Source organism: Aquabacterium sp. (assembly GCF_044226965.1).
In the GTDB taxonomy this organism is placed as follows: domain Bacteria; phylum Pseudomonadota; class Gammaproteobacteria; order Burkholderiales; family Burkholderiaceae_C; genus Pseudaquabacterium.
In genome coordinates this window covers 64,346-88,780 of record NZ_JBGAGA010000018.1, presented here as the reverse complement: position 1 = coordinate 88,780, position 24,435 = coordinate 64,346, and the positions used below count along the sequence as shown (strand labels likewise).

Annotated in this window: 16 protein-coding genes and 1 tRNA gene; 6 read left to right on the top strand and 11 right to left on the bottom strand. The window is 68.6% G+C overall.

What is annotated here, in order from left to right:
* Positions 1-28 precede the first annotated feature (28 nt).
* The 7 genes from ACILR4_RS10855 to rimP all read right to left on the bottom strand — a co-directional run bounded on the left by ACILR4_RS10855 (position 29) and on the right by rimP (position 9,218).
* On the bottom strand, positions 29-931 hold the full coding sequence (locus ACILR4_RS10855; RefSeq protein ID WP_395700862.1) for a DMT family transporter: 903 nt from the start codon (positions 929-931) through the stop codon (positions 29-31).
* On the bottom strand, positions 931-2,760 hold the full coding sequence (typA, locus tag ACILR4_RS10850) for a translational GTPase TypA (RefSeq protein ID WP_395700861.1): 1,830 nt from the start codon (positions 2,758-2,760) through the stop codon (positions 931-933). The genes ACILR4_RS10855 and typA overlap by 1 nt, the downstream gene beginning before the upstream one ends.
* A 29-nt stretch (positions 2,761-2,789) precedes the next feature.
* Entirely contained in the window at positions 2,790-3,749 is a 960-nt protein-coding gene (gene truB / locus ACILR4_RS10845) for a tRNA pseudouridine(55) synthase TruB (protein WP_395700860.1), read from the bottom strand.
* Positions 3,750-3,753: 4 nt separating this feature from the next.
* Positions 3,754-4,119, bottom strand: a complete 366-nt coding sequence (gene rbfA, locus ACILR4_RS10840) for a 30S ribosome-binding factor RbfA (protein WP_395700859.1) — start codon at positions 4,117-4,119, stop codon at positions 3,754-3,756.
* 81 nt (positions 4,120-4,200) lie between these two features.
* On the bottom strand, positions 4,201-7,107 hold the full coding sequence (gene infB / locus ACILR4_RS10835) for a translation initiation factor IF-2 (RefSeq protein ID WP_395700858.1): 2,907 nt from the start codon (positions 7,105-7,107) through the stop codon (positions 4,201-4,203).
* A 57-nt stretch (positions 7,108-7,164) separates the two neighbouring features.
* Positions 7,165-8,643, bottom strand: a complete 1,479-nt coding sequence (gene nusA / locus ACILR4_RS10830) for a transcription termination factor NusA (protein WP_395700857.1) — start codon at positions 8,641-8,643, stop codon at positions 7,165-7,167.
* The gene (gene rimP, locus ACILR4_RS10825) at positions 8,643-9,218 is read right to left on the bottom strand and encodes a ribosome maturation factor RimP (protein ID WP_395700856.1); all 576 of its coding nucleotides are present in this window, start codon (positions 9,216-9,218) and stop codon (positions 8,643-8,645) included. The genes nusA and rimP overlap by 1 nt, the downstream gene beginning before the upstream one ends.
* A gap of 211 nt (positions 9,219-9,429) precedes the next feature.
* On the opposite strand from rimP, the gene fabI reads away from it, so the two are divergent.
* A complete protein-coding gene (gene fabI / locus ACILR4_RS10820) occupies positions 9,430-10,212 on the top strand; it encodes an enoyl-ACP reductase FabI (RefSeq protein WP_395700855.1) in 783 nt (260 codons plus the stop codon).
* 33 nt (positions 10,213-10,245) lie between these two features.
* Here fabI and ACILR4_RS10815 read toward each other — a convergent pair whose 3' ends face one another.
* Positions 10,246-12,504, bottom strand: coding sequence for an Orn/Lys/Arg decarboxylase N-terminal domain-containing protein (locus tag ACILR4_RS10815; RefSeq protein WP_395700854.1), 2,259 nt, complete (start codon positions 12,502-12,504; stop codon positions 10,246-10,248).
* 135 nt (positions 12,505-12,639) lie between these two features.
* Between ACILR4_RS10815 and ACILR4_RS10810 the strand changes: the two genes are divergently transcribed.
* Complete coding sequence (locus ACILR4_RS10810) at positions 12,640-13,071, top strand: NfeD family protein (RefSeq protein ID WP_395700853.1); 432 nt, start codon at positions 12,640-12,642, stop codon at positions 13,069-13,071.
* A 43-nt stretch (positions 13,072-13,114) separates the two neighbouring features.
* Positions 13,115-14,035, top strand: a complete 921-nt coding sequence (locus ACILR4_RS10805; protein ID WP_395700852.1) for an SPFH domain-containing protein — start codon at positions 13,115-13,117, stop codon at positions 14,033-14,035.
* Positions 14,036-14,060: 25 nt separating this feature from the next.
* Here the strand turns inward: ACILR4_RS10805 and ACILR4_RS10800 are convergent.
* Positions 14,061-14,151, bottom strand: a tRNA-Ser gene (locus ACILR4_RS10800).
* A 104-nt stretch (positions 14,152-14,255) separates the two neighbouring features.
* Between ACILR4_RS10800 and ACILR4_RS10795 the strand changes: the two genes are divergently transcribed.
* Both ACILR4_RS10795 and ACILR4_RS10790 read left to right on the top strand, forming a co-directional pair.
* Entirely contained in the window at positions 14,256-15,062 is an 807-nt protein-coding gene (locus ACILR4_RS10795; RefSeq protein WP_395700851.1) for a YdcF family protein, read from the top strand.
* A 114-nt stretch (positions 15,063-15,176) separates the two neighbouring features.
* Positions 15,177-19,052: a S8 family serine peptidase gene (locus ACILR4_RS10790; RefSeq protein WP_395700850.1), complete on the top strand. Its 3,876-nt coding sequence runs from the start codon at positions 15,177-15,179 to the stop codon at positions 19,050-19,052.
* Position 19,053: 1 nt separating this feature from the next.
* Here ACILR4_RS10790 and glgA read toward each other — a convergent pair whose 3' ends face one another.
* Together glgA and glgC are read right to left on the bottom strand one after the other, a co-directional pair.
* Positions 19,054-20,508: a glycogen synthase GlgA gene (gene glgA, locus ACILR4_RS10785; RefSeq protein ID WP_395700871.1), complete on the bottom strand. Its 1,455-nt coding sequence runs from the start codon at positions 20,506-20,508 to the stop codon at positions 19,054-19,056.
* Between the two features lie 20 nt (positions 20,509-20,528).
* Positions 20,529-21,797 (bottom strand): glucose-1-phosphate adenylyltransferase, encoded by a 1,269-nt coding sequence (gene glgC, locus ACILR4_RS10780; RefSeq protein ID WP_395700849.1) that lies wholly within the window; start codon positions 21,795-21,797, stop codon positions 20,529-20,531.
* A 150-nt stretch (positions 21,798-21,947) separates the two neighbouring features.
* Between glgC and ACILR4_RS10775 the strand changes: the two genes are divergently transcribed.
* The gene (locus ACILR4_RS10775) at positions 21,948-24,395 is read left to right on the top strand and encodes a glycogen/starch/alpha-glucan phosphorylase (RefSeq protein WP_395700848.1); all 2,448 of its coding nucleotides are present in this window, start codon (positions 21,948-21,950) and stop codon (positions 24,393-24,395) included.
* Positions 24,396-24,435 lie beyond the last annotated feature (40 nt).

The following is a 24,435-nucleotide window of genomic DNA, read 5'->3' as shown; positions in this document are numbered from 1 at the left end:
AGCCGCCGCGGCCGCGGCCCGAGCCAGCTCAGGCCAGCCCGCTGCGGCGCCGCTGCAGCGCGAGCAGCTCGTTGCCGAGCAGCGCCCCGATCACCAGCACCCCGCCCTGCAGCGCCGTCGGCCCGGGCGCCTCGTCGGCGCCGACCCAGGCCAGCAGCACGCCGAAGATGACCTCCAGCAGCGCGATCAGCGCGACCTCGGCCGCCGGCAGCACGCGCGCCACACGCACCGCGATCAGGCAGGGAATGGCCAGTTGCACCACGCCCAGCAGGCCCAGCAGCGACAGGTCGTGCGCCGAGGCGCTCATCGGCCAGGCCAGCGGCAGCGTGATCGCGGCCGAGCCCAGCGCGCCGATCAGCACCGCCGGCAGCATGTCCGGTTCCGGGGCGTCCGGGTTGCGCCGCTGCCGCTGCTGGATGTGCTGCAGCAGCGTCCAGTTCGTGGCGCCGGCCAGCGGCACGCCCAGCGCGACCAGGATGCCGGTCAGGGACGAGCCCCCTTCCAGCGCCTGACGGCCGAACATCCAGGCGATGCCGATGCCGGCCACGCCGATCGCGGCCCAGGTGCGCGCCGGCAGCCGGTGGTGCAGGAACAGGCGCGCGAACAGCGCGGTGACCAGCGGCGCGATCGACATCGTCACCAGCACGGTGGCCACCGTCGTCATCGTGATGGCCACCATGAAGTTGGTGTACATCACGGTCCAGCACAGGCCGGAGAACCACAGCGCCTTGCCGCCCTGCGCGATGCGCTGCACCAGGCTCGGCCCGCGCATCAGCGCGAACGCGACCAGCAGCGCCAGCGCGTTGAACAGGCTGCGCCAGAAGGTGACCTCGAAGCTGCGCGCGGAGTCCAGATGCCGTGTCACGACGCCCGCGATGCTCCACATCAGCGTCACGAGCACCATCAGGCCGACGGCGCGGCCGTGGCTCATCACGCCGCTTCGCGCTGGGCGCGCTTGCGATCGTGCTCCTTGAGGTGACGCTTGCGGATGCGGATCGACTTGGGCGTGATCTCGACCAGTTCGTCGTCGTCGATGAACTCGACGCCGTACTCCAGCGTCAGTTCGATCGGCGGGGTCACCTTGATCGCGTCTTCCTTGCCGCTGACGCGGAAGTTGGTCAGCTGCTTGGTGCGGGTGGCGTTGACGACGAGGTCGTTGTCGCGGTTGTGGATGCCGACGATCATGCCTTCGTACACCGGGTCGCCGGCTCGCACGAACATGCGGCCGCGGTCATCGAGCTTGCCCAGCGCGTAGGTGAAGATCTCGCCGTCGTCCATGCTGATCAGCACGCCGTTCTTGCGGCCGGCGATCTCGCCCTTGTAGGGCTCCCAGCTGTCGAAGATGTTGCTGATCAGGCCGGTGCCGCGGGTGAGGTTCAGGAATTCGTTCGAGAAGCCGATCAGCCCGCGCGCCGGAATGCGGTATTCCAGGCGGACGCGGCCGCGGCCGTCGGTCTCCATGTTGACCAGCTCGCCCTTGCGCTCGCCCAGTGCCTGCATCACGCCGCCCTGGTGCTGGTCCTCGATGTCGGCCGTGACCAGCTCGATCGGCTCGCAGCGCTCGCCATTGATCTCGCGGAACACCACGCGCGGCTTGCTCACCGCCAGCTCGTAGCCTTCGCGGCGCATGTTCTCGAGCAGGATGGTCAGGTGCAGTTCGCCGCGACCGCTGACCTCGAAAACGCCGTCTTCGCCGGATTCCTTGACGCGCAGCGCAACGTTGCTCTGCAGTTCCTTCTGCAGCCGGTCCCAGATCTGGCGGCTGGTGACGAACTTGCCTTCGCGGCCCGCCAGCGGGCTGGTGTTGACGCAGAAGTTCATTGTCAGCGTCGGCTCGTCGACCTTCAGCATCGGCAGCGGCGCCGGGTTGTCGATGCTGGTGACGGTGACGCCGATGCCGATGTCCTCGATGCCGTTGATCAGCACGATGTCGCCCGGGCCGGCCTCGGTGGCCTGCCGGCGCTCCAGGCCTTCGAAGGTCAGCACCTGGTTGATGCGGCCCTTGTAGGACCTGCCGTCCGGGCCCTCCATCACCAGCACGTCCATCATCGGCTTGATCGTGCCGGCATTGACCCGGCCCACGCCGATGCGGCCGACGAAGCTGGAGTAGTCCAGCGAGGAGATCTGCAGCTGCAGCGGTGCGTTCGGGTCGCCTTCATGCGCGGGCACGTGCTTGAGCACGGTGTCGAACAGCGGCGCCATGTCGGTGCCCCACTGCTCGCCCTGTGCGCCCTCGGTCAGCGAGGCCCAGCCGTTCAGGCCCGAGGCATAGACCACCGGGAAGTCCAGCTGCTCTTCGGTGGCGCCGAGCTTGTCGAACAGCTCGAAGGCGGCGTTGATCACGTAGTCCGGCCGCGAGCCCGGCTTGTCGACCTTGTTGACCACGACGATGGGCTTCAGGCCCAGCGCCAGCGCCTTCTTCGTGACGAAGCGGGTCTGCGGCATCGGGCCTTCCTGCGCGTCGATCAGCAGCACCACGCCGTCGACCATCGACAGCGCGCGCTCGACTTCGCCGCCGAAGTCGGCGTGCCCGGGCGTGTCGACGATGTTGATGTGGGTGCCCTGCCAGGTGACGGCGCAGTTCTTCGCCAGGATCGTGATGCCACGCTCGCGCTCGATGTCGTTGCTGTCCATCACGCGCTCGGCCACCTTCTCGTGGTCACTGAAGGTGCCGCTCTGGCGCAGCAGCTGGTCCACCAGCGTGGTCTTGCCATGGTCGACGTGCGCGATGATGGCGATGTTGCGGATCTGACGGGTCATGGTGCTTCTCTCGGGGGATTCGGTGTGCTTCAGGTCGCGGTCGCGGGCTCGCGGCGCGGGGCCTGCAGGGCCTGCACTTCGGGCGGGCTGAGCAGGCGGTCGGCGATCAGGTCGCCGGCCTCGATGTGGGCGGTGCCCAGGAAGGCGCTGTCGGGCAGCGGGCCATACACGCGCACGGCCGGCGCATCGGCCTCGCGCACGCGGCGGCGCAGGCCGGTGAGGAATCGCGACGCCTCGTCGCCGGCCAGGACCAGCCGCGGCCAGTCGGCCAGCAGGGCGTCCGGCGGCAGCAGCAGCGCCTCGCGCTCGGGCTCGGTCATCGCTTCGAGTTGTTCGATGGTCACGGCCGCATCGGCCTGCAGCGGCCCGCAACCGGTGCGGCGCAGCGCGGCCAGGTGCGCGCCGCAGCCCAGCGCCTCGCCCAGGTCTTCGGCCAGCGTGCGGATGTAGGTGCCCTTGCTGCAGCGGACGTCGATCACCAGCGTGGCATCGTGCCAGTCGACGATGTCGATGCGATGAATGGTCACCGCGCGCGCGGGCCGCTCCACCTCGATGCCGGCGCGCGCGTACTCGTACAGCGCCTTGCCATCCTTCTTCAGCGCCGAATGCATCGGCGGGACCTGCTCGATGTCGCCGGTGAAGCGGGCGCAGGCGGCCTCGATGGCCGCGCGGTCGACCTGCACCGGCCGCTCCTCGACCAGCGTGCCTTCCAGGTCGCCGGTGCTCATGCGCTGGCCCAGTCGCAGCGTGGCGCGGTAGGCCTTGTCGGCATCCAGGCTGACCTGCGAGAACTTGGTGGCCGCGCCAAGGCACAGCGGCAGCAGACCGGTGGCCAGCGGATCGAGCGTGCCGGTGTGGCCGGCCTTCTCGGCTCGCAGCAGCCACTTGGCTTTCTGCAGTGCATCGTTGCTCGACCAGCCCAGCGGCTTGTCGAGCAGCAGCACGCCGTGCACGGCACGGCGCTGGATGCGCTGGCGCGTAGCGTTCACGGCGTCAGTCTTCCTTCGCCCGGGAGGCGTTGGCCTGGCGGATCAGCGCGCTCAGTTCGGCCGCATGCTCGGTGGTGCGATCGAACTGGAAGTGCAGCGTTGGCACCGTGTGGATCTGCAGGCGCTTGAACAGGCCGTTGCGCAGGTAGCCGGCGGCCTCGTTGAGGCCCTGCTCGCACTCCTGCGCGTCGCCCACCAGCAGCGAGAAGAACACCTTGGCATGGGCGTAGTCCGGCGTGACCTCGACGGCATTGATCGTGACCATGCCGACGCGCGGGTCCTTCAGCTCGCGGATCAGCTCGGCCAGATCGCGCTGGATCTGGTCGGCAACCCGGAAGCTGCGATTCGGAATGGCTCGCTTGTGGCGCATCGTCTTTCTCCTGCTGTGCCCCTAAGCACAAACCCCGCCTTCTTTTGGAGGGCGGGGTTTGCGGTCGAGGGCAAATCCGCCTTACAGCGTTCGGGCGACTTCCTTGACCTCGAAGAACTCGAGCTGGTCGCCCTCGGCGATGTCGTTGTAGTTCTTCAGCTTGATGCCGCACTCGAAGCCTTCCTTGACTTCGCGCACGTCGTCCTTCATCCGCTTCAGCGACTCGAGCTCGCCGGTGTAGATGACCACGTTGTCGCGCAGCAGGCGGAAGCGCGCATCGCGCCGCACCAGGCCGTTGGTGATCATGCAGCCGGCCACGGTGCCGATCTTCGAGGCCACGAACACCGTGCGGATCTCGGCCGAGCCGATGACTTCTTCCTTCTGCTCCGGCGCCAGCATGCCGGACATCGCCGCCTTCACCTCGTCCACGGCGTCGTAGATGATGTTGTAGTAGCGGATGTCGACGTCGTTGCCCTCGGCCAGCTTGCGCGCGCCGGCATCGGCCCGCACGTTGAAGCCGATGATCACCGCCTTCGAGGCGATGGCCAGGTTGACGTCCGATTCGCTGATGCCGCCGACCGCCGCATGCACGATCTGCACCTTGACCTCGGCGGTCGAGAGCTTGACCAGCGACTGCGACAGCGCTTCCTGAGAGCCCTGCACGTCGGCCTTGATGATCAAGGCCAGCGTCTGCGCCTGGCCCTCGCCCATGTTCTCGAACATGTTCTCGAGCTTGGCGGCCTGGCGCTTGTTCAGCGTCACTTCGCGGTACTTGCCCTGGCGGAAGGTGGCGATCTCGCGGGCCCGGCGCTCGTCGGTCAGCACCATGAACTCGTCGCCGGCCTGCGGCACTTCGGTCAGGCCCTGGATCTCGACCGGCATCGACGGACCGGCTTCCTGCGTGGGCTTGCCGTTCTCGTCCAGCATCGCCCGCACACGGCCGAAGCTGGAGCCGGCGAGCACCACGTCGCCGCGCTTGAGCGTGCCGGACTGCACCAGCACCGTGGCCACCGGGCCGCGGCCCTTGTCCAGCTGGGCTTCGATCACCAGGCCCTTGGCGTTGGCGGCCACCGGCGCCTTCAGCTCCAGCACTTCGGCCTGCAGCAGCACCTGCTCGAGCAGGTCGTCGATGCCCTGGCCGGTCTTGGCCGACACCGGAACGAAGGGCGAGTCGCCACCGAAGTCTTCCGGCACCACCTCTTCGGCCACCAGCTCGCTCTTCAGGCGTTCGATGTTGGCCTCGGGCTTGTCGATCTTGTTCATCGCCACGACGATGGGCACCTTGGCGGCCTTGGCGTGGTGGATCGCTTCCTTGGTCTGCGGCATCACGCCGTCGTCGGCGGCCACCACCAGGATCACCAGGTCGGTGGCATTGGCGCCGCGCGCACGCATCGCGGTGAACGCGGCGTGGCCCGGGGTGTCGAGGAAGGTGATCTGGCCACGCGGCGTCTCGACGTGGTAGGCGCCGATGTGCTGCGTGATGCCGCCGGCCTCGCCCGCGGCCACGCGGGTGCGGCGGATGTAGTCCAGCAGCGAGGTCTTGCCGTGGTCGACGTGACCCATGATCGTGACCACCGGCGGACGCGGCACGGCATCGGCCTCGGTGGCTGCATGCTCTTCCTCGAGGAAGGCCTCGGGGTCGTCGAGCTTGGCCGCCAGCGCCTTGTGGCCCATTTCCTCGACGACGATCATCGCCGTCTCCTGGTCCAGCTGCTGGTTGATCGTGACCATCTGGCCCAGCTTCATCAGCTGCTTGATCACCTCGCTGGCCTTGACCGACATCTTGTGCGCCAGGTCGGCCACGCTGATGGTTTCGGGCACGTGCACCTCCTGCACCACCGGCTCGGACGGCGCGTTGTAGCTCGGTGCATCGTCACCGCGGTCGCCGCGGCGGCCACCGCGAGGCGCGCGCCAGCCGGCCCGGCCGGCGCTGGAATCGGTGCGGCCCTTCAGCGCGGCGCGCTTCTTGGCCGCATCGTCGGCCCAGCTCGACGACAGCTTCTCGGACTTGACCGACTTCTTGTCGCCCGGCTTGGCCGCGCCGCCCGCCGGCGCAGCCGCACCCGGGCCGGTCGCCCCCTTGGGCTTGTGGATCGTGCCGGTGATGCCTTCCTTGGCAGCCGCGGGCTTGGCCTCTTCCGGCTTCTTCGCGGTGAGCACCTTCTTCGGCGCATTCATCATCGCGCGGATGGCCGCGGCCTCGGATTCGGCAGCCTTGCGGCGCTTCTCGAGGTCGGCCAGGCGCTGCTTCTCAGCCGCCTCGTCGGTGCCGGCCTTGACGACCCGCAGGCCGGGCTTTGGCGTCTCGGCCACCGGGGCCGGAGCAGGCGCCACCGGCGCGGCAGCAGCCGGCGCCGGGGCGGCGGCCGGCTTGGCAGCTTCGACGGCCGGCTTCGCAGCCTCGGCGGCAGCGGCCTTCTCGATCGCGGCAGCGGCAGCGGCCTTGGCGGCGGCCTCGGCGGCCTCGCGTGCAGCGGCTTCGGCGGCGGCCTTGGCGGCAGCGGCCTCGGCGGCTTCGCGGGCCTTGCGCTCCTCTTCCTCGCGCTGGCGCTGGGCCTGGGCTGCGGCCAGCTCTTCGGCCTGGCGGCGCAGCGCCTCGGCCTGGGCATTGGCCTCTTCTTCGCGGCGCTGCAGTTCGGCTTCCTCGGCAGCGGCCGAGCGGCCCTCGTCGGCGCCACCGGGCACGTCGTCGCGCTTGACGAACACGCGCTTCTTGCGCACCTCCACCTGGATCGTGCGCGCCTTGCCGGAGGCATCGGCCTGCTTGATCTCACTGGTGGACTTGCGCGTCAGCGTGATCTTCTTGCGGTCGCCGCCGGCGGTGCCGTGGGCGGTGCGCAGGTAATCGAGCAGACGTTCCTTGTCGGAATCGGTCAGCGCGTCGTCGGGCGACTTCTTCGCGACACCGGCAGACTGCAGCTGCTCGAGCAGCGTCCCGGCAGGACGGTTGAGCTCGGCTGCGAACTGGGCGACGGTCGTCACGGCCATTGGCGGTTTCCTTGCGTGGTCTTCAGGGTGAGGCTGCGAGGTGTTTCAGTGCGGCATTCATGCCGTGAACCAGTGCTCTCGCGCCTTCATGATCAGTGCCTTGGCGGCGGCTTCGTCGATCTGCGTCATCTCGACCAGTTCGTCCACCGCCAGGTCGGCGAGGTCGTCGCGCGTGTGCACCCCACCATCGGCGAGCTTGCCGATCAGTTCGGGTGACAGGCCGTCGAGGTCGCGCAGGTCCTGCGACACCTCCTCGACCGACTCTTCATGCGCGATCTCCATCGTCAGCAGCGCATCCTTCGCACGGGTACGCAGCTCGGTGATGGTGTCCTCGTCGAAGGCCTCGATCTCCAGCATCTCGTTCAGCGGCACGTAGGCCACTTCCTCGAGGCTGGTGAAGCCTTCCTCGATCAGGATGTTGGCGACTTCCTCGTCGACATCGAGCTTCTCGACGAAGAGCTTGCGGATGGAATCGCTCTCGACGGCCTGCTTGGCCTGCGATTCCTCGGCGGTCATGATGTTGATGCGCCAGCCGGTCAGCTCGGACGCCAGGCGCACGTTCTGGCCGCCGCGGCCGATCGCGATCGCGAGGTTCTCCTCGTCGACCACCACGTCCATCGCGTGCTTCTCTTCGTCGACGACGATCGACTGCACGTTGGCCGGGGCCAGCGCGCCGATCACGAACTGGGCCGGGTCCTCCGACCACAGCACGATGTCGACGCGCTCGCCGGCGAGCTCGTTGGTGACGGCATTGACGCGCGAGCCGCGCACACCGACGCAGGTGCCGATGGGATCGACGCGCTTGTCGTGCGACACCACGGCGATCTTGGCGCGCGAGCCGGCGTCACGCGCGCAGCTCTTGATCTCGAGCAGGCCCTGCTCCATCTCGGGCACTTCCTGCGCGAACAGCTCCATCATGAAGCCAGGCGCCGAGCGCGACAGCATGATCTGCGGGCCGCGCGCGGTGGGGTCGATGCCGGCGATGAAGGCGCGCACGCGGTCGCCGGTGCGCAGGTTCTCCTTCGGGATCATCTCGCTGCGCTTCAGGCGCCCTTCGACCCGGCCGCTCTCGACAATGATGTCGCCCTTGTCGAGGCGCTTGACGGTGCCGACGAAGATCTTGTCACCGCGCGACAGGAAGTCGTTGAGCAGCGTCTCGCGTTCGGCATCGCGGATCTTCTGCAGGATGACCTGCTTGGCCGCCATCGCGCCGATGCGACCGATCGGCACCGACTCGATCGGCTCCTCGATGTGGTCGTCGACCTCGATGTCGGGAATCTGCTCCTTGGCCTCGAACAGCAGGATCTCGGAATCGGGCAACTGCAGGCCGGCTTCGTCCGGCACCACGTGCCAGCGACGGAAGGTCTCGTAGTCGCCGGTTTCACGGTCGACCGAAACGCGGATGTCGACTTCACCGCCATGGAGCTTCTTGGTGGCCTGCGCCAGCGCGGCTTCGACCGCGCCGAACACGACATCGCGGTCCACGCTCTTCTCGCGCGAGATGGCATCGACCAGCATCAACATTTCGCGGTTCATCAGTTCTGACCTCCGTCGTTCTCCTGGGCCGGGCCTGCTGCGCGGCGCCGACCCTTGAAGTCGACCACCGGCACCAGCCGTGCCTCGCGCACTTCATCGAGTGCAAATTCCAAAGCCTGCTCGGGGGCCGGCGCCGTCTCGGCCGCGGCCTTCTTGCGGTTCTTGCCGGGCGCTTCGGGCGGCGGCAGCACCAGGCGCCAGCCACCGTCGTCCCGCGCCTGCAGCAGGCCGCGCCACTTCTTGCGGTTCTGGAACGCTTCGCGCAAGGTGAGCTCGACCTCGCTGCCGGCGAAGCGCTGGTAGTCCGCCGGCTTCTTCAGCGGCCGATCCAGGCCGGGCGACGACACCTCGAGCCGACCGTAGTCCACCGCCTCGACTTCGAGCACGTACTGCAGCTGCCGGGTGACGCGTTCGCAGTCCTCGACCAGCACCGATTCGCCGGGACCGGTCTCGTACGCCTGGCCGGGCAGCCGGTCGATCGTCACGCGCAGCAAGCCGCCCGCCGACCTTTCGATGTCGACGAGCTCGTAACCCATGCCGGTGACGGTACGCTCGATGGCGGCCTGCCCACTCATTGCTGCTGCGAAGATCCCTGCTGCGAAAAAAGGAAAGCAAAAAAGCACAAATCGCGGTCGAGCAAAAAAAATGGGCTGGATGAATCCGCCCACTTTTGCCCAACAGCGAAAGCGCGAATTGTAGCCCGCGGGAACACCGCCCGCAAGCCTGGGGGGTGGGCGCAGGCCAACGTGCCAGAATCCTGCCCCTCGTCAAATCGGATCGCGACCCATGGGCTTTCTCGCCGGCAAACGACTGCTGATCACCGGAGTGCTGAACAACCGCTCGATCGCCTACGGCATCGCCCGCGCCTGCCATCGCGAAGGCGCCGAACTGGCGTTCAGCTACGTGGGCGAGCGCTTCAAGGAGCGCATCACCGAATTCGCCGCCGAGTTCGGCTCGCAGCTGGTGTTCGACTGCGATGTCGGGGACGACGCGCAGATCGAGCGCCTGTTCGCCGACCTCGGCCAGCACTGGGATCAGTTCGATGGCTTCGTCCACGCCATCGCCTTCGCCCCGCGCGAGGCGATTGCCGGCGATTTCCTCGACGGCCTGACGCGCGAGAACTTCCGCATTGCGCACGACATCTCGGCCTACAGCTTTCCGGCCATGGCCAAGGCCGCGCTGCCGCGCCTGCGCCCGGGCGCTGCGCTGCTGACGCTGAGCTACCTGGGCGCGATGCGCTATGTGCCGAACTACAACACGATGGGCCTGGCCAAGGCCTCGCTCGAATCGAGCGTGCGCTTCCTGGCGCAGAGCATCGGCGCCAAGGGCGTGCGGGTGAACGGCATCTCGGCCGGCCCGATCAAGACCTTGGCAGCCTCGGGCATCAAGGATTTCGGCAAGCTGCTGACCGAGTTCGCCGCCAACACGCCGATCCGCCGCACCATCACGATCGACGACGTCGGCAACGCAGCGGCCTTCCTGCTGTCCGACCTGGCCGCCGGCATCAGCGCCGAGATCGTCTACGTCGACGGCGGCTTCAGCCACGTCGCCGTGAGCAACCCCACGTAGTCGTTGGCACCGGCCGCCTGACGGCCGGTACCCTCAATTCCTCACGCAGTCCACGGCGTAGCGGCGGCCACCCTGGCCGTCGTCGATCTCGACCAGGCCGTGCACGTCGGTGTCGAAGCCGGGGAAGCGGGCATTGAACTCGCGCGTGAAGCGCAGGTACTGCACGATCTTGCGGTTGAAGCGCTCCCCGGGGATGAGCAGCGGAATCCCCGGCGGGTACGGCGTCAGCAGCGAGGTGGTGATGCGGCCTTCGAGCTGGTCGATGTCGACGCGCTCGGTGTCGCGGTGCGCGATGCGCGCGAAGGCATCGCTGGGCTTCATCGCCGGCTGCAGGTCGGACAGGTACATCTCGGTCGTCAGCCGCGCGATGTCGCCCTTGGCGTAAGTCTCGTGGATGGCCTGGCACAGGTCGCGCAGGCCCATGCGCTCGTAGCGCGGCTGGTGCTGGCAGAACTCGGGCAGGATGCGCCACAGCGGCGCGTTCTTGTCGTAGTCGTCCTTGAACTGCTGCAGCGCGGTGAGCAGCGTGTTCCAGCGGCCCTTGGTGATGCCGATCGTGAACATGATGAAGAACGAGTAGAGCCCGGTCTTCTCGACCACCACGCCATGCTCGGCCAGGAACTTGGTGACGATGGCCGCCGGGATGCCGGTCTTGGCGAACTTGCCGCTCACGTCCAGCCCCGGCGTGATGATCGTGCTCTTGATCGGGTCGAGCAGGTTGAAGCCGGGCGCCAGGTTGCCGAAGCCGTGCCACTTCTCGTTGGCCTTCAGCACCCAGCCGGCCGATTCGCCGACGTCGTCGCTGACGCCCTTGTCCGGGCCCCAGACCTTGAACCACCAGTCCTTGCCGAAGTCCTTCTCGACCTTGCGCATCGCACGGCGGAAGTCCAGCGCTTCCTTCAGGCTCTCCTCGACCAGCGCGGTGCCGCCGGGCGGCTCCATCATCGCCGCGGCCACGTCGCAGCTGGCGATGATCGAGTATTGCGGCGAGGTGCTGGTGTGCATCAGGTAGGCCTCGTTGAACAGGTGGAAGTCGAGCTTCCGCGTCTGCGAGTCCTGCACCAGCACCTGGCTGGCCTGGCTGATGCCGGCCAGCAGCTTGTGCGTGCTCTGCGTGGCGTAGACCATCGCCTCCTTCGGGCGCGGGCGGTTCTTGCCCATCGCGTGGTAGCTGCCGTAGAACTTGTGGAACGCGGCATGCGGCAGCCAGGCCTCGTCGAAGTGCAGCGTGTCGACGTAGCCGTCGAGCTTGGCCTTGATGGTCTCGGTGTTGTAGAGCACGCCGTCGTAGGTGCTCTGCGTCAGCGTCAGGATGCGCGGCTTGACCTTCTTCGCGTCGACCCCGGCCAGCAGCGGGTTCGCGGCGATCTTCTTGCGGATGGTCTCGGGCGAGAACTCGCTCTCGGGAATCGGGCCGATGATGCCGAAGTGGTTGCGCGTCGGCGTCATGAACACCGGCACCGCGCCGGTCATGATGATCGAGTGCAGGATGCTCTTGTGGCAGTTGCGGTCGACGACCACCACGTCGCCCGGCGCCACCGTGTGGTGCCACACCATCTTGTTCGAGGTGCTGGTGCCGTTGGTGACGAAGAAGCAGTGGTCGGCATTGAAGATGCGCGCCGCGTTCTTCTCGCTGGCCGCCACCGGGCCGGTGTGGTCAAGCAGCTGGCCCAGTTCTTCCACCGCGTTGCAGACGTCCGCGCGCAGCATGTTCTCGCCGAAGAACTGGTGGAACATCTGGCCGACCGGGCTCTTCAGGAACGCGACGCCGCCTGAATGCCCGGGGCAGTGCCAGGAGTACGAGCCGTCCTGCGCATAGTCCATCAGCGCCTTGAAGAACGGTGGCGCCAGCCCGTCGAGGTAGCTGCGGGCCTCGCGGATGATGTGCCGGGCCACGAACTCCGGCGTGTCCTCGAACATGTGGATGAAGCCGTGCAGCTCGCGCAGGATGTCGTTCGGGATGTGCTCCGAGGTACGCGTCTCGCCGTACAGGTAGATCGGGATGTCGGAGTTCTTGAAGCGGATTTCCTCGATGAACTTGCGCAGGCTCAAGACCGCGGGGTCGAGTTCGGGGCCGGGCGTGAACTCCTCGTCGTCGATCGACAGGATGAAGGCCGAGGCGCGGCTCTGCTGCTGCGCGAACTGGCTCAGGTCGCCGTAGCTGGTGACGCCCAGCACCTCCATGCCCTCCTTCTCGATGGCCTGCGCCAGCGCGCGGATGCCGAGGCCGGAGGTGTTCTCCGAGCGGTAGTCTTCGTCGATGATGACGATGGGAAAGCGGAAGCGCAGCATCGGGAGGCTCCTTCGGAGCGAGGGGGTCGGAAATCGGCGGAGGGCGAAGTGTAGGGCCGCCGGGTCACCGCTTGATGAAGGCCGGCCGCTGGCTACACTGACCGCATTCCTGTCTGTCCGACAAGGCGGTGACGCATGAACTGGAACGCCCCCACCTGGTGGTGGCTGATCACCGGCGCGCTGGTCGCGGCGGAGCTCGCCACCGGCACTTTCTACCTGCTGATGCTCGCCGTCGGCAGCGCTGCCGCCGCGGTGGCGGCACACCTGGGGCTGGGCTCGAACGCCCAGCTGGTGCTGGGCGCACTGGTCGGCGGCGGCGCGGTCGTGGTGTGGCACTGGAAGCGACCACGGCCGACAGGTGACGTCACCAGCAGCCCCGACCTCAACCTCGACATAGGCGCCACCGTGCAGGTGGCGCACTGGCAGCCCGACGGCAGTGCACGGGTACAGTACCGTGGCGCGGGCTGGGACGCTCACTTTGCAGGCCAGGGTCACCCACGCCCTGGCGAGCATGTGATCCGTGCGGTCCAGGGCAGCCGGCTACTGCTGGACCGCCCCGCCGCCTGAGCCCCCTGCCCGCTTCCCTTACCCCTTCCTGGAGTCTCTGGTCATGGAAATCGTCGCGCTGGTGCTGTTGATCCTGGCCGCCATCTTCGTCGTGCGCTCGATCAAGGTCGTGCCGCAGCAGAACGCCTGGGTCGTCGAACGGCTGGGCAAGTACCACGCCACGCTGACGCCGGGGCTTAACTTCCTGGTGCCCTTCGTCGACCGGCTGGCCTACCGCCATTCGCTGAAGGAAATTCCGCTGGACGTGCCGAGCCAGGTCTGCATCACGAAGGACAACACCCAGCTCACCGTCGACGGCATCCTGTACTTCCAGGTCACCGACCCGATGCGGGCGAGCTACGGTTCGTCGAACTACATCGTCGCGATCACGCAGCTGGCGCAGACCACGCTGCGCAGCGTGATCGGCCGCATGGAACTGGACCGCACCTTCGAGGAACGCGAGGCCATCAACGCCTCGGTGGTGCAGGCGCTCGACGAGGCCGCGCTGAACTGGGGCGTGAAAGTGCTGCGCTACGAGATCAAGGACCTGACGCCCCCGGCCGAGATCCTGCGCAGCATGCAGGCGCAGATCACTGCCGAGCGCGAGAAGCGCGCGCTGATCGCCGCGTCCGAAGGCCGGCGCCAGGAGCAGATCAACATCGCCACCGGCGAGCGTGAAGCCTCGATCGCACGCTCCGAAGGCGAGAAGCAGGCCGAGATCAACAAGGCGCTGGGCGAAGCCGCGGCCATCACCGCGGTCGCCGAGGCCACCGCCGACGCCATCCGCAAGATCGCCGGATCGATCCAGCAGCCAGGTGGCGCCGAAGCCGTGCAGTTGAAGGTGGCCGAGAAGGCCATCGATGCCTACGGTGGCCTGGCCCGCACGAACAACACGATGATCGTGCCCGGCAACATGACCGAGGTGTCGGCGCTGATTGCCAGTGCGATGGCGGTCATGCAACGCGCCGGCGGCGCGACCCGATGAAGGGGTGCCAGGCCAGGCGTGAAGGTGGCGGAGGGAGCGGGATTCGAACCCGCGGTGGGCTGTTAACCCACACACGCTTTCCAGGCGTGCGACTTAAACCACTCATCCATCCCTCCGCAGGGATGCGAGACCCGCGCGATGCGCAGGTCCTTGAAGGCAAGCCGCGCATTCTAGCCGACCGCCAGCGCCGGGCCGTGTGCATCGGGCTGCACACGGCCCGATGAACCAGCTCTTCGTCACGCTCGGCATCGAGGCCTGGAAGCCGCTGGTCAACGTGCTGGCACTGCCACCGTTGCCGCTGCTGTTGCTGGCCTTGTTCGGCGGCTGGCGCTTGCGCCGCCAGCGCCGCTTCGGCTGGCCCCTGCTGCTGGCCGGACTGTCGGGGCTGTGGTTGAGCTGCACCACCGCGCTGGGCGTCACCCTGATCGATGGCCTGACGCAGCCGCCGCCCGCGCTGCAGGCTGCCCAGATCCAGGCCCTGAAAGGACAGCCGCACACGGTGGTGCTGGTGCTCGGCGCCGGACGACAGGTGCATGCGCTGGACTATGGCCAGCCCGATGTGTCGGCACTGACCCTGGCGCGGCTGCGCTATGGCGTCTGGCTCGCCCGACAGACCGGCCAGCCGCTGGCCTACAGCGGTGGCATCGGCTACGGTGGCGATGCCGGCCCGACCGAAGCGGCCATCGCGCGCGTGGTGGCCGAGCGTGACTTCGGCATGACGCTGCGCTGGGCTGAAGACCGCTCGCGCGACACCAACGAGAACGCCCTCCACAGCGTGGCCCTGCTGCGCGCGGAAGGCATCCGCCAGATCGTGCTGGTGACGCATGGCTTCCATCAGCGTCGCGCGCTCGCAGCATTCCAGCGTGCCATCACCGCAAACGCCGCGGCCATCACGCTCGTGCCGGCACCGGTCGGCATGCTGCAACGCAACGGCCTGAGGCCGGCCGACTGGCTGCCCACCACCGACGGTTTTGCCCTCACGCGGCTGGCCCTGCACGAATGGATCGGGCGCCTCGCGGGGGCATGAGGCTCCGAGCGGGACGCTCACTTCAGACGCCATCGAACGCCGGCCGCCGGCTCGCCCCTCAATCGAGGGGGTGCGACCGGTGCGATGATGCTGCGTCCAGGGAGGAACAACAGCATGACCGCCAAAGCGCGCGGCCCCGCAGCTGCCATCGGCCTGCGGCCCGCCACCCATGCCGGGCCCGGTCCGGCCGATCTGATCACCGGCACCGACGCCACCGACTACCTCATCGGCACGGCCGGCAACGACACGCTCAAGGGCTACGACGGCGACGACGTGCTCGCCGGGATGGCCGGTGACGACCGCCTGGATGGCGGCGGCGGCGAAGACGTGGCGGTGTACTTCGAGGCCACCGGCCCCGTGACCGTCAACCTGGGCAGCGGCAAGGTGACCGGCGCGTCGGGCAACGACACCCTGGTCGCCATCGAGGATGTCTGGGGCTCGCCATTCAACGACAGCCTCAGCGGTGATGTCAGCGACAACCGCCTGTTCGGCGACGCGGGCGATGATCAGCTGCGCGGCAGCAATGGCGACGATGTGCTGGCCGGCGGGACGGGCGACGATCGCCTCGACGGCGGCCTGGGCGTCGACACGGCGGACTACACCTTCGCCGATGGCGCGGTGCAGGCGGACCTGCAGTCCGGGCGAGCCACCGGCGCGGACGGCACCGACACGCTGGTGTCGATCGAGAGCCTCTTCGGCTCGGCCTATGACGACACGCTGAGTGGCGACGCGCTGCAGAACTACTTCTTCGGCGAAGAGGGCGACGACACCATCGACGGCCAGGGTGGCTACGACTACGCCAGCTTCTTCAGCGGCATCGAGGAGGCGACGATCCGCTACGACGCGGCGACCGGCTGGCTCACGGTCAGCACGCCACTGGATGGCACGGACCACCTGAAGAACATCGAATCGCTGTACTTCGCCGACGAGCAGTTCCTGGCGACGCTGTTCACCACGACCGCCCCGCCCTCGCCCATTGCCTTCGGCCCCGAGAACGGCTCGCACACCGCGAGCGCAGGCGGCAACCTGCGGCTGACCTTCAGCGAGCCGGTGCATGCCGGCAGCGGCAGCATCGTGCTGCGCGACGCCGCGGGCAACGAGGTCGAGCGCTTCGACGTGGCGAGCAGCGGGCGACTGAAGTTCTCGGGCAACAACCTCGTCGTCGATCCCAGCGCCACCCTCGCCCGCGGCACCACCTACCACCTCGAACTGCCCGCCGGCGCCGTGCTCGATGCCCAGAACCAGCCGAACGCGGCGTTCGACGGCTATCGGTTCACGACGAGCACCGCCCCGGAACTGTCGCTGCCCGAACAGCTGTCGGTCGCGGAGGGCAGCGGCTCGTTCACCGTGCGCCTGGATCTCGGCGGCGTGTCCACACAACCGGTGAAGGCCACGCTCACGGTGGCCGCCGACAGCACGGCCAGCGATCCGGCTGACATCGTGGCGTTCACCCGCGACATCCTCATCGAGCCCGGGCAGAGCGAACTGCTGGTCACCGTGTCGCTGCCCGACGACGGGATCGTCGAACCGACCGAAGGGTTCCACCTGCGCCTGAGCAATGCGAACGGGGTGCAGATCGGCAATTCGGAAACGCTGGTGCTGATCACCGACGACGACGCGCTGGCCGGCACGCCGCCGGCGGACCCGCTGCAGGCGCAGCAATGGCACCTCTATCCGGGCCCTGGCGCCGACGTGCTGGCCGTGTGGCCCGACTACACCGGCGCTGGCGTGCGCATCGGCGTGTTCGACCAGGGCATCGATGCGACCCTGCCCGACCTGCAGCCCAACACGGACCAGGCCGCGGGCCGCCGCACGGCCGACCTGGCCGCCGGCGGCGCGCCGGTCGGCAGCGGCGACAACCACGGCACCCTGGTGGCCGGGGTGATCGGCGCGGCGCGCAATGGCATCGACGGGGTCGGCGTGGCCTATGGCGCAACGCTGGTCTCGCTGTACTCGCCGCTGGACAAGAGCTCCACGCCAGCCGAGATCGCCAATGCCTTCGGCTATGCGAAGCAACTCGACATCCTGAACGACAGCTGGGGCTATGCGCCGCAGTACTACCTGTCCGCACCCTGGGCCTTCGAAGACAACTTCCTGGACGACGCCTTCCGCGCCAGCGGTGCCGCGCTGAAGGCCCTGGCCGAGGAAGGCCGGCATGGCCTGGGCACCGTGGTCGTGCAGTCGGCCGGCAACAGCTTCTCGTTCGGCGACGACACCAACCTGCACAACTTCCAGAACAGCCGCTACATCATCACCGTGGCCGCCACCGACGTGTTCGGCGAAGTCACCTCGTACAGCTCGCCGGGCGCCTCGATCCTGGTCGCGGCGCCGGGCGGCGACGGGGGCGGCCGGGACGACCTCGGCAACATCCTGACCACCGACCGCGCCGGCACCCTGGGCCTGAGCGAAGGCGACACGGTGCGCGCGGCCGGCACCTCGTTCTCGGCGCCGGTGGTGTCGGGCGTGGTGGCGCTGATGCTGCAGGCCAACCCAGAGCTGGGCTACCGCGACGTGCAGCAGATCCTGGCCTACAGCGCCCATATCACCGGGGGCGAGCAGGAACTGTGGCGCACGAACGGTGCGGCCGACTGGAACGGCGGCGGTCTTCACTATGACGCGGAGACCCACGACCTGGGCTTCGGCCTCGTCGACGGCCGCGCCGCGGTGCGCCTGGCCGAGAGCTGGCGCGGCAGCCCGGCCACCTCGGCCAACGACGTGGAGCTCAGCGCGAGCCGGCACACGGCGGTGGCCATTCCGGACGGCACGTCCTCGGTGAGGCAGAGCGTGACGATCCAGCAGCCCCTCGTCGTCGAGCGGGCCGAGGTCACGGTTGACATCACGCATGGCCACATCGGGGACCTGGCCCTGCTGCTGGAGTCTCCCTCCGGCACCTCGAGCTGGCTGCTCTCGCGCCCCGGGCAGGTGCCCCTCACCGCCTTCGGCAATGACCAGGACGACATCCACTTCACCTTCGACACGGTGCTGAGCCTGGGCGAGTCTTCGCTCGGCGAGTGGTCGCTGACGGTGTACGACCTGAAGACCGGAGAGTCCGGCACGCTGGACGACTGGACGCTCAATTTGGTCGGCAGGCCCGCCAGCGACGACAACACCTACTTCTATTCCGACGAGTACGCCCAGACGCTGGCCTCGTTGCCGGCGCGCGGCACCTTGAGCGACAGCGGCGGCCACGACACGGTGAACGCCTCGATGGTCACCGGCAACAGCCTGATCGACCTGCAGCCCGGCGCGGTCGGTCGGATTGCCGGCCAGCCGTTCACAATCGCCACCGGCACGCAGATCGAGCAGGCCTGGGGCGGCGATGGCGCTGACAGCCTGCTCGGCAACGATGCGGCCAATGAACTGCACGGCATGCGGGGCAACGACAGCCTGGACGGCCGCGCCGGCGACGACCTGGTCGATGGCGGTGCAGGCTTCGACACCGCCTGCTTTGCCGGCCCGCGGGCGCGCTATGCCGTGCAGCGCGGCAGCGGCCCCTGGACCGTCGAGGACCGCCAGGGCAGCGACGGGCGCGACACCCTGCAAGGCATCGAGCGCCTGCAGTTCAGCGACGGCGCGGTGGCCTACGACACCGCTGCCAACGAGCCGGCCGGCCAGGTGGCGCAGATCCTGCGCGGGCTGTTCGGCCAGCAGGGTCTGGCCAATCCGGTCTTTGCCGGCATCGGGCTGAAGCTGATGGACCAGGGCATGGGCTACGAGGCGCTGGTCGCCGCCGCCATCAGCACGCCTCAGTTTGAACAGCTGGCGGGCTCACACGCGCATGCCGACATCGTGCGTCTGGTCTACCAGAACGTCGTCGGCAGCGCGCCGAGTGCGGCCGAGCTGGCCCAGTACACGGCCCTGCTGGACAACGGCAGCTTCACGCCGGCCGCGCTGGCGGCACTGGCCTGCCACAGCGAGCTCAACAGCCACAGTGTCGAACTGATGGGGCTGCTGCAGACGGGGTTGGACTACCTGCCGCCGGCGACCTGACTCACCCCAGTGCGACGCGCGGCGACTCCGCCCGCGCCTGCCGGGCCTGGGCATACAGCGCCAGGTATTCCTGCGCCGGCCCGGCCCAGGACAAGTCCTGCACCATGCCGCGGCGCATCACGGTCTGCCAGGCGGCCTCGTTGCCACGCAGGGCCTGCGCCCGCTGCACGCAGGCATGGAAGGCGTCGGCCGTCGCGGCATCGAACACCAGGCCGGTGATGCCGTCGTGCACCGTGTCGGCCAGGCCGCCGACGCGCCGCACCAGCGGCACGGTGCCATAGCGCAGGCCGTACATCTGCGTCAGCCCGCAGGGCTCGAAGCGGGAGGGCACCGCGATCGCGTCCGCGCCGGCCACCAGTTGGTGAGCCCGGGTCTCGTCGTAGCCGACGTGCACGTGAACCCGCCCCGGGTGGGCCTGCTGCGCAGCGCGGAATGCGGCCTCGAGCGCCGGCTCGCCGGTGCCCTGCACGGCAAACTGCACGCCCTGCTGCACCAGCGCCGGCAAGGCGCCGAGCACCAGGTCCAGGCCCTTTTGCCAGGTCAGGCGGCTGACCACGGTCACCAGCAGCGCGGCATCGTCCTGCGCCAGGCCCAGGCTGGCCTGCAGCGCGCGGCGGCACGCGCGCTTGCCTTCCAGCCGTTCGGCGTCATAACGCGTATGCAGAGCGGCATCGGTGGCCGGGTTCCATACCTGGTCGTCAATGCCGTTGAGGATGCCCGACACATCCGCCGCGCGGCCGCGGATCACGCCGTCCAGGCCGCAGCCGAATTCGTGCGTGGCGATCTCGCGCGCATAGCTCGGGCTGACGGTGGTGACCCGGTCGGCGAATTTCAGCCCCGCCTTCATGAACGAGAGCTGGCCATGGAACTCCAGCCCCTGCGGCGCCATGAAGCGCGAGGGCAACCCGAGCAGCGCCCAGTCGTCATGCGGGAACAGGCCCTGGAAGGCCATGTTGTGCACTGTGTAGACCGAAGCCGCGGCGGTGGGGCGATGGTCGGCGATGTAGGCGCAGCACAGCGCGGCATGCCAGTCGTGCGCATGCAGCACGTGCGGCGCCCACGCGGCGTCGGCATCGCCCGCGGCCAGGTGCGCGGCCACCCAGCCCAGCAGCGCGAAGCGGCGCTGGTTGTCCGGCCATTCACTGCCGTCGCGGGCCTGGTAGGGGCCGCCCTCGCGGCGGTACAGGTGCGGTGCGTCGATCACATAGACCGGCAGGTGCGTCACCGGCATGCGGCCCAGCAGCAGCCGCACCCGCAAGGCACCGAAGCAGGGGCCGATGTCGATCACCTGCCGGGGCGATTCCACGGCGTCCAGGATGGCCGGGAGTCCGGGCAGCAGCAGGCGGACGTCGGCACCCTGTGCGGCCAGGGCCGGCGGCAGCGCGGCCACCACATCGGCCAGGCCGCCGGTCTTGATCAACGGGTAGATCTCGGCTGCCACGTGCAGCACGCGCAGCGCACCGGTCGCATCGGGCTTCACTTCGCCAGCGCCTCCAGCATGCCGCGCGTCACCAGCGTGATGCCCTGCTCGCTGCGATAGAAGCGCTGCGCATCGAGCACGGCGTCTTCGCCGATCACCATGCCGTCCGGAATGGTGCAGCCACGATCGACCACCGCGCGATTCAGGCGGGCGCCACGGCCGACGGTGACGCCCGGCAGCAGCACCGACCAGTTGACCTCCGAATGCGAGTGCACCCGCACGTTCGAGAACAGCAGTGTGCGGAACGCGCGACCGGAGACGATGCAGCCGCCGGACACCAGCGACTCGATCGCCATGCCGCGCCGGTCGTCCTGGTTGTGCACGAACTTGGCCGGCGGCAGCTGCGGCTGGTAGGTCCAGATCGGCCAGCGCGTGTCGTACAGGTTCAGCTCGGGCACGGTGGCGGTCAGGTCGATGTTGGCGTCCCAGTACGCATCGATCGTGCCCACGTCGCGCCAGTACGGCGGCGAGCCCGGCTTGGTGCCGACGCAGCTCATGTCGAAGGGGTGTGCCACCGCATGGCCGTTGCGCACCGCATTCGGGATGATGTCCTTGCCGAAGTCGTGGCTCGAGTTCGGGTCGTTCATGTCGCGCTCGAGCTCGCGGTACAGGTAGCGCGCGTTGAACACGTAGATGCCCATGCTGGCCAGCGCCCGGTCCGGCTTGCCGGGCATGGCCGGCGGGTCGGCCGGCTTCTCGACGAAGTCGAGGATGCGGCGCTGCGCATCGATGTGCATCACGCCGAACGCGGTGGCTTCCATGCGCGGCACCTCGATGCAGGCCACCGTGCATTCGCGCCCCTGCGCGACGTGGTCGGCCAGCATCAGCGCGTAGTTCATCTTGTAGATGTGGTCGCCGGCCAGCACCACGATGTAGTCGGCGCCGTAGGCCGCCAGGATGTCCTGGTTCTGGTAGACCGCATCGGCGGTGCCGCGGTACCAGCTTTCCTCGTCGACCCGCTGCTGTGCCGGCAGCAGGTCGACGAACTCGTTCATCTCGGTCTTCAGGAAAGCCCAGCCACGCTGCAGGTGGCGCAGCAGGCTGTGGCTCTTGTATTGCGTGATCACGCCGATGCGGCGGATGCCGGAGTTCAGGCAGTTCGACAGCGCGAAATCGACGATGCGGAACTTGCCGCCGAAGTACACCGCCGGCTTCGCGCGCCGATCAGTCAGCTGCTTGAGCCGGCTGCCGCGGCCGCCGGCGAGCACCAGCGCCACCGCGCGTTTCGGAAGGTCGAGGCTGGAGGCGAGTTCGCTGGCGGCCATGGGAAGTCTCCGTCGTCGGTGCCGGTCCGCTGCACCGCGGCCGGCTCATGCCATGGTGCCATGGCTGGCCGGGTGGCAACGCCGACCGGGGCATGAATAATGCATTTCCGTCTGCGGCACACGACGTGCCCAGCACCAGCGAGGACATCCATGGCCCCCACCCTTCCCAGCGCTGCCGAAGCCGGCCCGGTCGCTGAACGCATCGAACGCCATCTGCTGCACACCGTCGGCGTCGAGCCGTCGCAGGCCAGCACCCGCGACCTGATGGCGGCGGTCAGCCAGGTGGCGCGCTCAGAGCTCTCGCGCCGATGGGTGGCCGGCGACGCGGCCGACCGTGCCGCCAAGGCGCGCCGGGTGTACTACCTGTCGATGGAGTTCCTGATCGGCCGCAGCCTCGGCAACGCGCTGGCGGCGCTGCAGCTCGGTGGCCCTTGCGCCGCCGACCTGGCCCGGCATGCCCGCTCGCTGGAAGACGTGCAGTCCCAGGAGCCGGACGCGGCGCTGGGCAATGGCGGCCTTGGCCGTCTGGCGGCTTGCTTCCTCGATTCGATGGCCACGCTGGGTCTGCCCTCGTATGGCTACGGCATCCGCTACGAATTCGGGATGTTCGCCCAGACCATCCAGGGCGGACGCCAGGTCGAGCATCCCGACCCCTGGCTGGCCGATGGCACGCCCTGGGAATTCCCGCGGCCCGAACTGGCGTACCCGGTGCGCTTCGGCGGCTGGGTCGAGCGCTCGGAGTCGCCCGAGTCGCCGCCGCTGTGGCGCCATGCCGGCGAGGTCAGCGCGAAGGCCTACGACCATGTGATCCCCGGCCATGCCACCCAACGCGTGGCCACGCTGCGGCTGTGGCGGGCCGCGGCGCCGGCGCACATGGACCTGCAGGCCTTCAACAGCGGCGACTATGCGCGCGCCGCCGAGTACAAGAACCAGTTCGAGAACATCTCGTGGGTGCTGTACCCCAACGACAGCACGCCGGCCGGCCGCGAGCTGCGCCTGCGCCAGGAGTACTTCTTCACCTCGGCCTCGCTGCAGGACATCGTCGCGCGCCACCTGGCCGAGCATGGCCAGCTCACGCAGCTGGCCGACCATGTCGCGATCCACCTGAACGACACGCACCCGGCCATCGGTGTGGCCGAGCTGATGCGCTTGCTGGTCGACGAGCATGGCTTCAGCTGGGCGCCGGCCTGGCGCATCACGCAGCGCGTGTTCAGCTACACGAACCACACGCTGATGCCCGAGGCGCTGGAGACCTGGCCGGTGGCGCTGATGCAGCATGTGCTGCCGCGTCACCTGGAAATCATCTTCCGCATCAACCACGAGTTCCTGCTGGAGGCCGGCGCGCACCGGCCAGGCGACGCCGACTTCCTGCGCCGGCTCTCGCTGGTGGACGAACACGGCGAGCGTCGCGTGCGCATGGCGCACCTGGCCATCGTCGGCAGCCACAAGGTCAATGGCGTGTCGCAACTGCACAGCGACCTGCTGGTGCAGACCATCTTCGCGGACTTCGCCAGTCTGTGGCCGGACCGCTTCACCAACCTGACCAACGGCGTGACGCCGCGGCGCTGGCTGGCGCAGGCCAATCCGGGACTCGCTGCGCTGCTGGACCAGCGCCTGGGCACCGGCTGGCGCCGCGACCTGGGCCAGCTGAAGCAGCTGCTGCCGCTGGCCGACGATGCCGGCTTCCGCCAGGCCTTCCGCGACGTGAAGCTGGTCAACAAGCAGCGCCTGGCCGCGCTGATCCACCAGACCACCGGCGTCGTGGTGAACCCGGCCGCGCTGTTCGACGTGCAGGTCAAGCGCATCCACGAGTACAAGCGCCAGCTGCTGAACCTGCTGCATGCGGTGACGCGCTACCGCGCGATCCTGGCGCAGCCGCAGGCCGACTGGCAGCCGCGCGTGGTGGTCTTTGCGGGCAAGGCAGCGTCGAGCTACCACATGGCCAAGCAGATCATCCGGCTGATCCACGACGTGGGCCGCCTGGTCAACGGCGACCCGCGCATCGGCGACCGACTCAAGGTGGTGTTCATCCCGAACTACGGCGTCTCGGTGGCCGAGGTCATCATGCCGGGCGCCGATCTCTCCGAGCAGATCTCCACCGCCGGCACCGAGGCCTCGGGCACCGGCAACATGAAGCTCGCACTGAACGGTGCGCTGACGATCGGCACGGACGACGGCGCCAACATCGAGATTCGCCAGAACGTCGGCGATGACAACATCTTCATCTTCGGCAAGCTCACGCACGAGGTCGCGGCCATCCGCGCGGCGGGTTATCAGCCGATGCGCATCTACGAGAACAACCCGCAGCTGAAGGCGGTGCTCGACTGCATTGCCGCCGGCCTGTTTTCCCCTGAGGAGCCAGCGCGCTACCGACCGCTGGTGGACTCCCTGCTGTGGGGCGGCGACCACTACCTGCTGCTGGCCGACTACGAGGCCTACGTGGCCACGCATGCGCGCGTCGACGCGCTGTTCCGCGACCCCGAGGCCTGGGCGCGCAAGGCCATTGCCAACGTCGCCGGCATGGGGCCCTTCTCGGCCGACCGCACGATCGCCGAGTATGCCGAGCGGGTGTGGAACGTCGCGCCGCAAGCGCGCTGAGGCGGCATGAAAAAGGGGCGCCGCTGGCGCCCCTTCGATC